We start from the raw sequence: 14,710 nt of genomic DNA, 5'->3' as shown, positions 1-14,710 counted from the left end.
TTGGTTTGTCTGATCACTTACATGTTATACAACATATTCATCATTTTTTTATGTTGTCAATGCGTATGTCCTATAAAAAAACCTTCCTTTTTTTTAAAGGAAGGTTTTTTTATTTATTAAAATTATTCGATCTTAATATTACTTGCTTGCAGCTGACCTTCGGAAGTAAGTAGTGCCGCCATTTCAGCCGTCTTTTTCAGGCCTGGCATACGATATTCCGTATGGCCATAGTCCTGAATTGATTTCCAGCGACCACCCCAAGTGAGACCTACAGATTCTGCTACTTCACCATAAAGTTGATAACCACGCATCGCCCAAGGGTCACGTTCAGAAATCACCACTTTACCATTACGTTTAAAAGCAACATCGGCGGCTAAACCAAACTGATGATAACTCTGGAAGCCTCTTGCACGAGTGGTATTTTTATTGGTGGCTAAATTATTTTGTCGTTCAGGACTACGATAACCTTCAAGTAATACCATTTCGTAGCCATGTCGTTCTTGCATAAGTTTGAACACCATTAATAAACGCTGTTTATAGCGTGGGTTCATCTTATGCCATTTACGATCTGCTGATGGAATATCTGTAGAATAGGAATGTGTATGAATATCTTGCACTTCTGGATTAAAAGTTGAAGCCATCACTGATGCTTGTTCGGCCATTATGGCAGCTTCTTCAGCAATCGCTTCTTGTATCAGATATTCTTCAACTTCAGGTGGAGCATCTAACATTTCTCCATCAAGCATGGCATAAATTTGCGGATCGGCTTTACGTAAATAGTCTGCTTCAACCTTGCTCGCTGTAATAGGACGGGTAAATGCAAATAGTACGATGCTAGCAAAAAGTAAAAAACCGGCAAAAAGAATCCACCATTGTTGTAAATGCCAATGTGATTGAATCTGTTTCGGTGCGGCAGCATAGTTGAGTTCGTAAGCAAATTCACGCGCATGTTGCATACGTTTTTTACTTTGCGGAACCAATTCATAAAAAAAATCTAAAATTTTGACTCGTACTTCATAAGAAAAACAAAGCACTGTGACCAGTGCTAATGCAATAAAACTACAAATCAAAAAAATGATCATGGTTATGGTTCTACAGTTGCAGCAGTTGGCGTTGTTGTAGCAATAACTTTAGGGCGTCTTGTTTCGGAAACTTGTGTCCCGCCCATAGGTTCTTCATAGCTTTCTTCAACTGGTGTAGATTTTACCGGTGGTTTTTCAGCTTTCGCACTAACACTTTGAGTTGCTTTCGCTTGAGGCTTAACTATGGTTGAAGGAACTGGATTTTTAATAGTGGTTGGTTTTTGCTGCACAATTTGAGGTTTTACTTGTGTGATCTCAAAAGGTGAATTCGAGTTCTGATCTTGGTTTTTTAGCCCAACTTTTTCACTCGTTGCATGATTAAAGGCCGTACTAATTTCTTTCGAATAGATATGATCAGAATCTTTAGGATCTTCAAACTCTACATCTTGTTGAGCTTGAGCATTGTCATCTTGACGATGAACAAGTACTTCTTCATGTTCAGCAACAGGATTTGACGATAAGCTTTGTTCCTGATCTGGCTTTTGATCCTGACGAGTAGATGTTGGTTCACTGTTCGAGTATTCATCTGAAGAAAGATAAAAATACCCCAGGCCAGCAACAATAATTAAGGCTGCACCCGCTAAAAAGCCAATTGCAGCATGTGCAATTGGCGGTAACTTATTTTTTTGCGTTGACTGTAATATACGTACGTTATTTGATTTTTCGTTTGCCATGTTGTTTAAATCTTATGGTAAATGAATGGTGATATAAGCTTGCTCTGTCGGAGCAGTAATGACATTTTGATATTGAGATAAAGCCTGATTATTTTGGCTCGATAACATGTACTTCAAACCACCAAAAGACAATACTGCAAATAATGCCCAAAAGATAATGATCCAGAAAAAAGGTAATTCACGATGAATGATATTTTTAATCTGATCTGGCAATGCCGCAAAAGGAGAAAATGCTTTTTTCCCTTTCATATAATCAATTTCATCACCAACACGAGCAACGAGTGAATTCAGCATTTCAATCGATTCAAGACGATATTTACCGTGAAAACCTAACAACATGCAGTAATGGTAAACTTCAAGCGCAGCGAGGCGATCTTTATTTTTTGACCGAATTTGTTCTAACTTTTCAAAAAAACGATAACCCGCCAGTTGTGAACCAAAAAGGCTTAACTGTAAGGGATTCATCATCCAATTGTTTTGTAAATCAAAGAACCGAGCATCTTGCTGCGTCACAATGGTTTCATCTAATAATGCGCAGTAAGCATATTTAGCATCAGTAATATCTTCATTACTAAACTGCAGTTTTTTCGCTTGGCTTTCAAAACGATTGAGTAAATCCATAATTTTAGCCCTGAAACTTTCAGGACTAGAAGGGATGTACTGATTTTTCAAAAGAAAAACAATGTAGAAACCATCATGCAAAAGATCAACTAAATTGGTTGAGCTGTTTATTTTCGCTTCGGCTACAGGTTTTGATATACCTAGGCCAATTTGGCCATCATCAAATAAAGAGGGAGCGTTGTTTGAAGTATTCATTATGATGTCTTATCCATTCATCACAGCAATCAGTTCGATTGAAATGTCTTGGAAGCCTGCAGGGATATATACACAGATCGATTCTGAGTCGAGCATGCGTTGATAAAGGTCGCTATTTGGCTCAACTTCAAAATAACTCACCCCTGAACGCACAGGGATTGCTGTGGGTACTTGCATCATGTGTTGCAACGGCACTGCAGGTAATGCCGCCATAACACGTTGTTCAACATCAATAGTACTGCCGACTTTAAAACGCAATGGTACATACGAAATAATGTCATGTGTTGGCATAACACTACTCGAAACAGCAAGATACAAACGAGAATCTCGTGTAATCTTGTCACTTTCAAGACTACCAACCCAATACGATGGACGCGTTTCTTTCAAATTAATACTGATATAGCGATTAGAAATAATCGTATCTAGCAACTCACGTAAAATAACATCAAGCTGAGCAAAACTTTCTTGCAAATTATGATGCTGATATTGAGGTAATTGATCAACTTCATAGGCTGTAGAAAAAGTTAGCAATGAACCAGTTAAGCGTAATAATTCAAAATATAGACGCTCAGGATGAATTAAAGGATATTGCAATAAATGATTCAGTGTTGCGTGTGCAGTATTTAATGCATTAACCAGCCAAAACGAAACGATATCACCCGAACGGAACTCAATCAGCTTTTGTTCATTCTCACGGTTATTAGATTGAATCGTTTTAATTTTCGCTTTAATAATATTCAGCGTGCGCTTCAATCCAGTAATTAATGAATCACATGAACTGATATGCAAAATTGGAGGGATAAATTGATAATCCAGTACAAAGTTACCTGAACTTTGACGCTTAATTTTTCCAATTGGCATGTATAAGAAACCATCAAGATTATGTTGAGGTTCTTGGCCTAATTCAAAAATTTTAAATTCAGCACGGCGGCGAAGCAGGGTAATCTCTGCAGCAGTCGCATCGGTAAATAAATCGTGAGTTTCAGTTAAATGTGAATGATAACGGCTCGACTGCGTATTTTCCTCATAATTCACATTACGTTTATTCGGCTGAACAATTGGCAATGCTAGATAAATCTGCATTTCACCACGTAAATTCAATGAATCTAACAAAACTGGCTCTGGCAATAAGTCTTGCGCTGGCGCTTGATAAATTTCGCCATCTTGCCAAATCATTTCGACTTTATTTAAAGCCAAGGTATTGGTGCCGAGTTGTGACTCATCAAATATTAGGCTTTGAATTCCGTAAGCAAAGGGAATGGTTGCACGAACGGTATGGTTTAGACGCTGCTCGTGATAAGCATCTTGCAACTGGAAGTGTTGGGGACGTAAGAATAAACCTTCGCCCCATAAAATTTTTTCTGCTCTAAACATTGATATTACCAGTCGCTATTCGATTCACTTGATTGTTGCTGAACACCTAACATTTCCTGTACGGTTTCAAGCGGATTTTCATTTTTAATGACCTGAGTCAGCCATTCGTGCAGTGGCATTTGTGACCACTTGATGGTTTTTTGCAGCATATAGCTGACAGGACTGTGCGGCTCATTCACTTGAAAATAATCAGCAATGTCTTGAAGAACTTTCATTGCTTGTTCACGATTTTCTAAATGATTCTGTGCTTGCGGTCTAAATTGTTGCGTATGCTGTTCTTGTAATATTGGCATATCATTCTGCACATGTTGCACGGTGGTAGTAGATGTTGTGTTTTCCAACATAGTCGGCGCTGATTCAGATGCTGCCGAAGTCATAAAGGCATCGGCTTTATAAATTTTTTTCAAACTCAAATGGATCATTTCAATTTGAGAATCAAGCCCTGCAAAACTTGGCGCATCTAAGCCCATCAGCTGATCTAGCGTATCTTTGAGCTTTTGCCAATCATTTAAGATGTCTAAAAATTGCTGATAGTACTGATATTGAATGGATTTTGACGTATTAAACAGTGCTTGTTCAAATTGTTCCATCACATTTGTGACATCATCCTGATCATCATCGTCTTGGCTCATTTTACGACGTTGATTTTGTTGATGAAGCAAACGATCATAATCTGCAAGTGAAAAAGCCGTAGTTCCACTGACAATCGATACGCTTTTAATCAAGGTTGGAATTTGATTAATTATGCCTTGAAGTAGGCCAAGGCGTTGATCAAGGTCTTCATCTTCAATTTCAGGGTGTAACTGTAGCCAAAAATTATCGAGACTGCGTTGGGTCAGTTCAATACCTTTCGCAATGCCAATAAAACCGTGTATATGTGTCCATGCCTCGAGTAACCAACCATATAGACGGATATCTTTGGTATGTTCCGATAATAAATCGGATGATTTCTGATGAACAAAACCCCAATCCGCTTGTTTTGGTTCAGCGATCCAATCACCTTGGTCGAGTAACGGATCATCTTGTGTCTTGGCTTTTTTTATTGCATGAAAATCATTGGAAAATGAGTAATCACTTCCACAAGGTTGATCTTCAGAGATGGGCTGCAATAAAGCATCGAGTTCCAGACTCATATTTTACTTATTTCCTAACTTAGGCTTCTACGGTTTTTGACTTTTTGCTACTGTGTTTCTTGGCTGTTTTAGCTTTTGGATCCAAAACATAAATAATTTCATCATCTTTGACATCAATTTCAATGATAGATGGAATTTTTTGCTCGCTCATCGCCATCAATAATTCTGTTGCAAGCGCAGGTAAGACAGTTGAGTTTAAAATGTTGTCAACATTTCGTGCACCACTATCAACTTCTGTACAACGGCTCAATAACAATTCGACCAAGTCATCGGTGTAGCGTGTTGCTGTGCCATATTGCTTTTCAATACGTGCGGTAATTTTTCCTAATTTGTGCTGAATAATACGAACCAGCAGATCATCATGCAGTGGGAAATACGGCACAATACGCATACGTCCTAAAAACGCAGGTTTAAATTGTTTATACAAAGCAGGTTTTAGGGCATCAGTTAATTCTTCAGCAGATGGCCATTCCTCAACAGGTTGATTCAAGCATGCTTGCATAATGGTGCTTGAACCCGCATTTGAAGTCAGTAAAATCGTGGTGTTTTTAAAGTCAATTACACGACCTTCGCCATCTTCTAAAGTGCCCTTATCAAAAACTTGATAAAAGAGTTCTTGAACATCACTATGTGCTTTTTCGATCTCATCTAACAAAACCACACTATAAGGGTTGCGGCGAACGGCTTCCGTAAGTACCCCGCCTTGACCATAACCCACATAACCCGGAGGAGCACCTTTTAACGATGAAACGGTATGCGCTTCTTGATATTCAGACATATTGATCGTGATTAAATGTGACTCGCCGCCATATAACTCATTAGCAAGCGCAAGGGCAGTTTCTGTTTTACCCACACCACTTGGTCCCACAAGCATGAATACACCTTGTGGTTTATTCGGATCTTCCAATTTTGCTTTAGAGGTTTTAATCCCTTGCGCCAGTTGATGAAGCGCATAGTCTTGGCCCATGACACGCTGCTCTAATTGAGATTCAAGCTTTAGAATTTGCTGAATTTCATCATTGACCATTTTACCCACAGGAATACCAGTCCAGTCAGAAATGATTTCATTGATAATCTGAGCATTTACGCGTTCAAAAACCAAAGGTGTTTGACCTTGTAATTGAGCAAGTTCAATACGAAGAGCACTAACTTTTTCACTATGCGCCTGATTGTCAGTAGAGTCTTTTTCTAATTCTTGAATTTGATGAACAAGATTCAGTTCAGATTGCCATTGTGTTTCAGTCGTTTGAATTTCTTGTTCAAGTGCGGCCAATTGCGTTTTTAAATTTTCAATTCGCTCATGATGAATCGGAATATTTTTATGTTCATTTTCTAAAATAGCGAGTTCAAGCTTCAAGTTGTGTCGTTGTGCTTGAAGTTGATCTAATTTTACCGGTTGCGCATTTTGGGTGAGTGCAACACGTGCTGAAGCCGTATCTAAAACACTGATGGCTTTGTCCGGTAATTGGCGGCCAGTAATATAGCGATGTGAGGCATGTACAGCAGTCACAATGGCTTCATCATCAATTTGTAAATTAAAATGATTGGCCATTACGGGGATCATCGCGCGTAACATATCAATTGCAACGTCTTCGCTCGGTTCTGCAACTTGAATCACTTGAAAACGGCGGCTCAGCGCAGCATCTTTTTCAAAATATTGTTTATATTCCGCCCAAGTTGTTGCCGCAATGGTGCGTAATTCGCCACGTGCAAGGGCCGGTTTAAGTAAATTCGCGGCATCATTTTGTCCAGCTTGACCGCCCGCACCAATTAACGTATGTGCTTCATCAATAAACAAAATAATCGGATGTGCAGAAGCCTGAACTTCATGGATGACTTGTTTTAGGCGATTTTCAAATTCACCCTTCACACTGGCACCTGCTTGTAACAAGCCCATATCTAAGGTGTGAATACTGACATTTTTAAGTGCATCTGGGACTTGATTGGTTGCAATTTTTAAAGCAAGACCTTCAACTACTGCCGTTTTTCCAACACCAGGTTCACCAGTTAAAATCGGGTTATTTTGACGACGACGCATTAAAATATCGAGCATCAAGCGAATTTCGAACTCACGACCAATTACAGGATCAATCCCGCCATTTTTGGCTTTTTCAGTCAGATTAATCGTATATTGATCTAGAGCAGGGGTTTTAATTGGAGAAGTTTGAGTGGATTGAGCTTCGCGGCTTTCATTTGCTTCAGTCGCTAAATCTTCATTTTCAACACTTTTTGCACAAAGATCTAAAAACTTATGCTTAATGGTATCAATCGGTAAAAGCTCAAATAGGGACGAAGCGCGAACTGCAATTTGATAAAGATCGGGAGCAGTTAAAAAAGCGACAAGTAAATGGCTGCTGCGAATCAATGGGTTTTGTTCAGCAGAAGCCAATAACCACGCTTGTTCTAATAAACGCACAATTGATTTTGCAAAAATAGGGGTGCGTGTATTGCCTTTAGGCAGTTGTGAAATATTTTCCTTTAAATCATCAATCAAACCATCTCGTGAGATTTTGTATTTTTCGAGTAAAATCTGCAGGTCATTTTTATAATTTTGAGTGAGTAATTCTAATAAAAAGTGTTCAATTTCTATTTCATAATTTTGTTGAGCAATACATGTATTGGCAGATTTTTCAAGTGAAATACGTGCATGTGGCGATAGTTTCGTAATTAAAACTTTTAAATTATTCATGAAAAACTCATCAGATTTAGAAATCACAGTACGAATTCTTACATATGTGACTGTGATCACTTTATTTTTGCTATAAAAATTAAAAATTAAAACTTAAAAATCAACACTTTATGTTTTTTAGTGTCTAACTTCAGGCGTTATAATACAGACTAAACAAAAAAAGGAAAAAGTTTTTTTAAGAAAAAGATACAAAAAAGAACAAATAGCCGACAAAGTTCAGTGCTTTTTACGGGATTTTGTATTGACTCCATGTCACTATTTTTTGTTAAATCTGCAACATATTTTTATTTTCGATAAATGAAGAGAAAACCCACGGAAAATAAGTGGTGATTTCTCTACATAAACTATGTTTTTTCAATTACATAGAAAACCCAGAGGTAATTTTGAAAAAAATTAATGTTTTATTCCCTTTAATTTTAGCAACCTGTTTTACACAAATCGCTTCGGCAAAGGATGCGGTGGCATCAGTCAAAAAATCCTGTCTTAAGGATTATCCGCTTGCCGTTGGTGATACAGATTTAGAAATTATCGGTTACTACAATCAATTGTGTGACAAAAAAAATAAAAAAAATGAGGCACTAAAAAATGAATTAATGGTTGATCTTGCAAAAAAATATCAAACGACTGGTTATAACTTAAAAGCATTACAAGTTGTAAATTCATTACGTTCAAAAAATTATCATTCACCAGATTTGACCGATATAACGTTCTTGGCGGGTGTGTCGATTTCTCACAATGCATTGAATCAAATGCGTAGTAATGAGGGACGTACCTTGGATGAAAATACATATTCTCCTGCAAAAGTACTTGCAGACAATATTCGCTATATTCAACCTTCAATGAATAAAAGCCAAAATACCACGGCTGATTCTCGTGACAAAAATGAGCCTGTGAGCAATGTAAAACCGAAGAGAACGGCTCCTGCTAAAACGAAGAGAACAACCTCAACCAAGTCAAATCCAGTGAAGCAAAAGAAAACCACAACGACATCAGTGAAACAACAATCGGCTACTCCAGCAAGACAGCGGACATCTGGCGCTTCACCATTTGATACATTGAAAAAATAAATAACAAGGAAATAACTCTCATGGCAAAACGTGAAAGTGTGCAAAAAAAGCTACAGCGTATTCGTCCACCTCGTGTGCAATTAACCTATGACGTTGAAGTTGGTGATGGTAAGGAAATTAAAGAATTACCGTTTGTGGTTGGGGTATTAGGGGATTTCTCTGCAGCTTCTGAAGTAGAAAAAACCAAATTGAAAGATAAAAAATTCATTAATGTTGATTTGGACAATATTGATGAAGTGATGGAATCACTTGCACCGCGTGCAAACTTTCAAGTAAATAATACCTTGACTGAAGATGGCGGGAAAATGTCTGTAGACCTTACTTTTAAAAGTATGGCGGACTTTACGCCAGAACATGTTGTACAACAGGTTGATCCTTTACAGAAATTAGTTGCTGCACGTGAACGTTTATCGGATTTGCGCAATAAAATTTCAAATAACGAACGTTTAGAAGACCTGCTTGATGAAGTATTAAACAATACAGATCAAGTGCGTAAGTTAAGTGTGGAGGCAGAAAATGAGTAATTTAAATACTGCAACTGCTGAAAACATTGAAGTTGAAGAATATTCGCTTCTAGATTCGATTGTTGAACAAAGTCGAATTGCACGTACAGATCAAGAACATGATCGTGCGAAAAGTCTAATTGGCGAGCTTGCTAAAGAGGTGATGGCAGGTACAATTACAGTTTCTGAAAATATGACGATGTCTATCGACAAACGTATTGCAGAAATTGATGCGCTAATTTCTTCTCAGCTTAGTCAAATTATGCACCATGAAGAGTTTCAAAAAATTGAATCTACATGGCGCGGACTATATTATTTCTGTCAAGAAACCCCATCTAACTCACTCACGAAAATTCGTATGCTCAATACGACCAAGAAAGAGTTAATTAAAGATTTTCAGGGTGCGACTGATTTCGATCAAAGCACTTTGTTTAAGAAAATCTATGAGGAAGAATACGGTTCATTCGGTGGTGCACCTTATGCAACATTGATTGGTGATTTCGAGTTTGATCGTACACCGTCAGACATGTACCTGCTTGAACAAATTTCACATGTAGCTGCAGCAGCACATGCGCCATTTATTTCGGCAGCTAGTCCAAATATGTTGGGGCTTGAGTCATTTACAGATATTGACCGCCCACGTGATGTTTCAAAAATCTTTGAAACTGCTGAATATGTACAATGGCGTTCTTTCCGTGAAAGTGATGATGCGCGTTATGTTGCATTGACCATGCCACGCGTACTGGGACGTTTGCCGTACCATCCGAAAGAAGGTACTGCGACCGAAGGCTTCAACTATGTTGAAGAAGTGTCTGGCCAAAACCATAATGAATACTTATGGATGAATGCCGCTTATGCATTTGGTACACGTTTGACCAATGCCTTTGATATGCATGGTTGGTGTGCTGCAATTCGTGGTGTTGAGGGTGGTGGCTTGGTTGAAGGCTTGCCAGTTCATACCTTTAAAACCAATGATGGTGAAGTGGTATTCAAATGTCCAACTGAAATTGCAATTACAGACCGCCGTGAAAAAGAACTCAGTGATTTGGGCTTTATTCCATTGGTCCATTGCAAAAATACTGACTATGCAGCGTTCTTTGGTGCGCAATCGACGCAGAAACCAAAGAAATATGATAGTGATAGCGCAAATGCAAACTCTGCTTTATCTAGTCAAATTCAATACATCATGGCAGTTTCCCGTATTGCACATTATTTAAAAGCAATGATGCGCGATAAAGTGGGAAGTTTTGCATCTGCTGGTAATGTGGAAACTTTCTTAAATGAATGGCTATCTCAATATGTATTGCTTGATGATGGCGCATCTCAGGAAGCAAAAGCGCAATATCCATTACGTGAAGCTTCTGTAAAGGTTGTAGAAAACCCAGCATTACCGGGTCACTACAAGTCTGTGGTCTTTTTAAGACCGCATTTCCAGTTGGATGAGTTGTCTGTTTCTTTACGACTTGTGACCGAGTTGCCTCAGTCCTCAAATTAATTTTTGGGTCAACTTTATAATAACTTTAAATAAATAGGTTTTGAGAACAATGAAAGATATATACATTCAATTTCGTGGTAAGTACAAAGTAGATGGCGAATCACGTGATGCGGAACATAAGAGCTGGTTAGAAGTAAACTCTTGGACGCATAACATTCGTCAGCCAAAATCTGCAACTTCTTCGAGTGTTGGTGGTCATACAGCTGAACGTGTTGAACATTCTGACATGCTGTTTGTGAAAGACCTTGATGCGACAAGCCCAAAACTTTGGGAAGCGTGCTCTGCAGGTTATACATTTGACGAAGTTCAAATCGATTTCTACCGTGCGAATGGCGACAAACGTATTAAATATCTTCAAATCAAATTGAAACATGTACTGGTTTCAAGTGTGACACCAACTGTAAATGATGAAGGTGTTCCACACGAATCATTTGGTTTGAAATACGCTGCGGTTGAGTGGACGTATAACCAACAAGACATCAACGGAACAGCGAAAGGTGCTGTGACGAAGAAATGGTCATTGTCTAATAACACTGCTTCATACGCAGCGTAATAGACGGATTCTGATAGAGGCTAACTTGTTTAGCCTCTATTTTAATTTTTTTAATATTTATAAGAAGATATGAATCTCGATCAGCTTTATCCTTATGGTTTTAGAACGACTTTATTTGACCGTTTACTTCCTGCCGATGCACAGCAAACTCAAGGTTTGTCTTTGCAAGAATTACGTGAATCTGTTGCTTCAGATTTAGAAGATTTGCTGAATAGCCGTGTGGCAAAATTAGATCAGCTGATTGACGATTTTCCTTTAGCGAAAAAGTCAATTTTACAGTTTGGTATTATCGATTTTGTGGGTTTATCCACAGCAAATCCGACAGACCGCGATAAAATTTGTCAGTCGATTGAGCAATCAATTGCTGCACATGAACCCAGACTCAAACAGATTCGAGTAGAAATGTTAATGGATGGGCACAATATGGGCGCATTATGTTTGAGTATTCAAGCTTATCTGAATATCCACCCATTATATGAACCTGTCGTTTTTGATGCCTTATTAAAACCAACAACACAACAATATGTTATTTCACCAAGAGCTTAATGAAGTGGGTTATCTGTGATTGAAGAGCTGTTACCGTATTACGAAAAACAACTACAGGAATTTGGACAACAGTCCCGTGAGTTTGCCAGTAAATACCCCAAAATTGCACAACGTCTGTCTTTAAATCAAGAACAGATTGATGATCCACATATTGAACGTTTAATTCAGGCATTTTCGTTAATTTCTGCACGTATTGATAAAAAGCTTGCAGATAGCTATGACGTTTTTACCCGCTCGATTTTTGAGGTGATGTTTCCTCAATATTTAAAACCATTTCCTGCATGTTCCGTGGTCAGCTTTGAAGATATTAATAAAATTAAGCAATTAACGGCTCGACACTTCATTCCAAAAGCGACAACCTTAAAGGCTAAAAGTACCCGTGGGGTTCAATGTGAATATCAAACGGTACAAGATGTTGTATTACTACCGATTCAATTAAAACAGTTAAATTTCAAAACTCATCCATCAGCACACATGCATTTAAATCAAAATGCGACCTTGAGTCTGGGGTTTGAAATATTTTCAAATAAACATGCTTTATTGGCACAAGAACAATTGCCGATTTTTCTGGATGCGATTTCAAATTTCCCTCTACAAGTTCTCGACAGTATTTTTAAGTCGAGTACCAGTTTTTCAATTCGCGTTGGACAACATATTTTTGATATTTCAAACCCATTTGAAGTGATGGGTTTTGATGAAATACAGAGTGTACTTCCAGTTGATCAACATACGCATCATGCTTATCGTTTATTAATGGAATATTTTTGTGTTCCAGAAAAGTTTAATTTCCTGAAACTGAATTTAGATTTTATTCAATATTTGAGTTTGGAGCACAGTGAGTTTGAAGTTCAAATGCATTTTAAACTGAATTTGAATGATCAAGCGTCAATCCGAAATTATTCGGAATTAAATGCCGCAAACTTTAAATTATTTTCCACACCGATTGTAAATTTATTTAAAAAACAGGCTGAGCCACAAAAAATTAATCACAAGCGCATGGAATATCCATTAATCACCGATGCGCATCATCCTGAATATTATCAAGCCTATTCGATCTTAAAGATGAATATGGTGCGTGAAAAAAGCAATCAGGATGAAGTGTATTATCCGGTATTGCCATTTTTTGCGATGAGCCATTATCACCAAGATAAAGTTCAGTTTTTTTATAGTCTGAATCCACAGCAGATGAAGAATAAACATCAGGAACTTAATTATTCTATTGTCTCACGTGCATTAGATCCACATAGCACCCAATCTGACTTTATCAGTACTGAACTTTTATGTAGTAATCGTGAATTACCCTATGAAAGTTATAATAAAGATCAGAATGCCTTGACCTTAAACGACAGTAATTTGGCACGTCGTGCATTAATGTTAAAACGACCATCTATTCCATATTATTTTGAGCAAAATAAAAAAGAGCAATGGCGAGTTATTTCACATTTATCCTTAAATAACATGTCATTAATGAAAGGCGATGCTGTTGCACATATTAAAGAACTGTTAGAGCTTTATAACCTGCCTAAATCGAAAGAAAATCAAATTATTATTGACTCCATCAAAAATATTCAGTTTTCTACCACGCAAAAGTTAATCGATAGCAAACCATTTCCATTATTTGTACGTGGGCTTAAAGTTAAATTAGAAATTGATGCTGACATTTTTAGAGGGCACAGCCTGTATATTTTTATCCAATTATTGACCAATATTTTTAATTTAAAAGTCAATATGAATAGTTTTGTCGATGTCATGGTTTTTGATGCGAACACTCAACAGGAGTTATACCAATGCGTTCAGAACGTTGGTGGCAAGAAAGCTCTGTAGTTGATAGTCTTTTTAAAGAACCCAAAGCCTATGAGTTTGTCCAGGCCACTCGGCTATTAAGACATGCACCGTATGGCAAAGTACAAGGGCATTGGGCCAATGATTTTGAGTTTGATAGTTCTCTAAATCTTAATTTCCCCAATACGGAAATTGAGACTTTAAGTTTAAATGATGACAAAGTTCAAATTACCAATTTAATGGTCGGTTTAACTGGGATACAAGGCGCTTTACCGTATAGTTATACCAATAAAATTAAGCTCAGTGGCCGCCAGCAACGCCAAGAAACCCAGAAGTTTCTAGGCTTATTTAACCATAAGCTGACAGCACATTATGTTGATGCCAGTATCAATTATCATTTGCCGATTCGCTATGAAATTGAAGAAGATAACCATTATCTCGACATTTTACATGCTTTAAATGGTTATGTACGTAGCCAACATGAACAGCCAGATCTGGATGATTATTTTGCAGAATTTTCGGGGCTGATGCAGGGGCAAAATAATACAGCCTATGCATTAAAAACCATGTTGAGTTGTATTTTTAAACATGATTTTGCTGTGCGTGAATTTATTCCAGAAACCTTTATTTTTGAGGAAGAGCAGCGAACCTACTTAGGTGGAAGTCAGCCAAGTTTACTTGGCGTGAATACCTTCTGTGGGGAAAGTATTCAACAAATTGATGAAAAAATTGAAATTGTCATTGGGCCTTTAGCCCACGATGATTATTTAAGCTTTTTACCTAATCGACCACGAAGTCAAAAACTCAAACAAATGATTCAAACTTGGTGTAGTCCCACATTAATGGTGGATATACGTCTGATATTAAAAAAAGAAGAAATGACACCTGTCTGTTTAAATTCCTTTGGTGGAATTGGCTTAGGACAGGGGGCTTTTTTACAGCCAAATCAGCAGGAAGATAATACTGAAACCTGTTATGCCTTAATGGGGAATTAAT

At 37.7% G+C, this 14,710-nt stretch carries 13 protein-coding genes; 7 read left to right on the top strand and 6 right to left on the bottom strand.

Annotated elements, in window-relative coordinates; all coding sequences use genetic code 11:
• Positions 1 to 122: 122 nt before the first annotated feature.
• Genes ACN6OV_RS02220 through tssH form a run of 6 tightly spaced genes read right to left on the bottom strand, consistent with a single transcriptional unit; the run spans position 123 to position 7,768 of the window.
• Positions 123 to 1,082: a M15 family metallopeptidase gene (locus ACN6OV_RS02220; RefSeq protein ID WP_427949272.1), complete on the bottom strand. Its 960-nt coding sequence runs from the start codon at positions 1,080 to 1,082 to the stop codon at positions 123 to 125.
• Positions 1,083 to 1,084: 2 nt separating this feature from the next.
• Positions 1,085 to 1,756 (bottom strand): hypothetical protein, encoded by a 672-nt coding sequence (locus ACN6OV_RS02215; RefSeq protein ID WP_427949271.1) that lies wholly within the window; start codon positions 1,754 to 1,756, stop codon positions 1,085 to 1,087.
• Positions 1,757 to 1,768: 12 nt separating this feature from the next.
• Complete coding sequence (icmH, locus tag ACN6OV_RS02210; protein ID WP_427949270.1) at positions 1,769 to 2,572, bottom strand: type IVB secretion system protein IcmH/DotU; 804 nt, start codon at positions 2,570 to 2,572, stop codon at positions 1,769 to 1,771.
• Between the two features lie 9 nt (positions 2,573 to 2,581).
• Positions 2,582 to 3,946, bottom strand: a complete 1,365-nt coding sequence (gene tssK, locus ACN6OV_RS02205; RefSeq protein ID WP_427949269.1) for a type VI secretion system baseplate subunit TssK — start codon at positions 3,944 to 3,946, stop codon at positions 2,582 to 2,584.
• A 5-nt stretch (positions 3,947 to 3,951) separates the two neighbouring features.
• On the bottom strand, positions 3,952 to 5,079 hold the full coding sequence (gene tssA / locus ACN6OV_RS02200; protein ID WP_427949268.1) for a type VI secretion system protein TssA: 1,128 nt from the start codon (positions 5,077 to 5,079) through the stop codon (positions 3,952 to 3,954).
• A 19-nt stretch (positions 5,080 to 5,098) separates the two neighbouring features.
• On the bottom strand, positions 5,099 to 7,768 hold the full coding sequence (gene tssH / locus ACN6OV_RS02195) for a type VI secretion system ATPase TssH (protein WP_427949267.1): 2,670 nt from the start codon (positions 7,766 to 7,768) through the stop codon (positions 5,099 to 5,101).
• A 383-nt stretch (positions 7,769 to 8,151) separates the two neighbouring features.
• Between tssH and ACN6OV_RS02190 the strand changes: the two genes are divergently transcribed.
• From ACN6OV_RS02190 to tssG, 7 genes are all read left to right on the top strand, one after another.
• Positions 8,152 to 8,835, top strand: a complete 684-nt coding sequence (locus ACN6OV_RS02190; protein ID WP_427949265.1) for a hypothetical protein — start codon at positions 8,152 to 8,154, stop codon at positions 8,833 to 8,835.
• Between the two features lie 20 nt (positions 8,836 to 8,855).
• Entirely contained in the window at positions 8,856 to 9,359 is a 504-nt protein-coding gene (gene tssB, locus ACN6OV_RS02185; RefSeq protein ID WP_427949264.1) for a type VI secretion system contractile sheath small subunit, read from the top strand.
• The gene (gene tssC, locus ACN6OV_RS02180) at positions 9,352 to 10,833 is read left to right on the top strand and encodes a type VI secretion system contractile sheath large subunit (protein WP_427949263.1); all 1,482 of its coding nucleotides are present in this window, start codon (positions 9,352 to 9,354) and stop codon (positions 10,831 to 10,833) included. The genes tssB and tssC overlap by 8 nt, the downstream gene beginning before the upstream one ends.
• Before the next feature lie 49 nt (positions 10,834 to 10,882).
• Positions 10,883 to 11,386, top strand: a complete 504-nt coding sequence (locus tag ACN6OV_RS02175; protein ID WP_086179007.1) for an Hcp family type VI secretion system effector — start codon at positions 10,883 to 10,885, stop codon at positions 11,384 to 11,386.
• A 69-nt stretch (positions 11,387 to 11,455) separates the two neighbouring features.
• Entirely contained in the window at positions 11,456 to 11,932 is a 477-nt protein-coding gene (tssE, locus tag ACN6OV_RS02170) for a type VI secretion system baseplate subunit TssE (RefSeq protein ID WP_427949262.1), read from the top strand.
• A 15-nt stretch (positions 11,933 to 11,947) separates the two neighbouring features.
• On the top strand, positions 11,948 to 13,756 hold the full coding sequence (gene tssF, locus ACN6OV_RS02165) for a type VI secretion system baseplate subunit TssF (protein WP_427949260.1): 1,809 nt from the start codon (positions 11,948 to 11,950) through the stop codon (positions 13,754 to 13,756).
• Complete coding sequence (gene tssG / locus ACN6OV_RS02160) at positions 13,720 to 14,709, top strand: type VI secretion system baseplate subunit TssG (RefSeq protein ID WP_427949258.1); 990 nt, start codon at positions 13,720 to 13,722, stop codon at positions 14,707 to 14,709. The genes tssF and tssG overlap by 37 nt, the downstream gene beginning before the upstream one ends.
• The last annotated feature ends 1 nt before the right edge of the window (position 14,710 follow it).

The sequence above is a fragment of the Acinetobacter sp. genome (genome assembly GCF_050285345.1).
Classification (GTDB): domain Bacteria; phylum Pseudomonadota; class Gammaproteobacteria; order Pseudomonadales; family Moraxellaceae; genus Acinetobacter.
Note: the sequence above shows the minus strand (reverse complement) of the source record. Positions and strands in the feature narration are given on the sequence as shown.

Coding starts and splice junctions, on each gene's coding strand:
- icmH (WP_427949270.1), bottom strand. CDS start 2,572: ATGAATACTTCAAACAACGCTCCCTCTTTATTTGATGATGGCCAAATT.
- tssH (WP_427949267.1), bottom strand. CDS start 7,768: ATGAATAATTTAAAAGTTTTAATTACGAAACTATCGCCACATGCACGT.
- ACN6OV_RS02175 (WP_086179007.1), top strand. CDS start 10,883: ATGAAAGATATATACATTCAATTTCGTGGTAAGTACAAAGTAGATGGC.
- tssB (WP_427949264.1), top strand. CDS start 8,856: ATGGCAAAACGTGAAAGTGTGCAAAAAAAGCTACAGCGTATTCGTCCA.
- tssA (WP_427949268.1), bottom strand. CDS start 5,079: ATGAGTCTGGAACTCGATGCTTTATTGCAGCCCATCTCTGAAGATCAA.
- tssK (WP_427949269.1), bottom strand. CDS start 3,946: ATGTTTAGAGCAGAAAAAATTTTATGGGGCGAAGGTTTATTCTTACGT.
- tssC (WP_427949263.1), top strand. CDS start 9,352: ATGAGTAATTTAAATACTGCAACTGCTGAAAACATTGAAGTTGAAGAA.
- tssG (WP_427949258.1), top strand. CDS start 13,720: ATGCGTTCAGAACGTTGGTGGCAAGAAAGCTCTGTAGTTGATAGTCTT.
- ACN6OV_RS02220 (WP_427949272.1), bottom strand. CDS start 1,082: ATGATCATTTTTTTGATTTGTAGTTTTATTGCATTAGCACTGGTCACA.
- ACN6OV_RS02215 (WP_427949271.1), bottom strand. CDS start 1,756: ATGGCAAACGAAAAATCAAATAACGTACGTATATTACAGTCAACGCAA.
- tssE (WP_427949262.1), top strand. CDS start 11,456: ATGAATCTCGATCAGCTTTATCCTTATGGTTTTAGAACGACTTTATTT.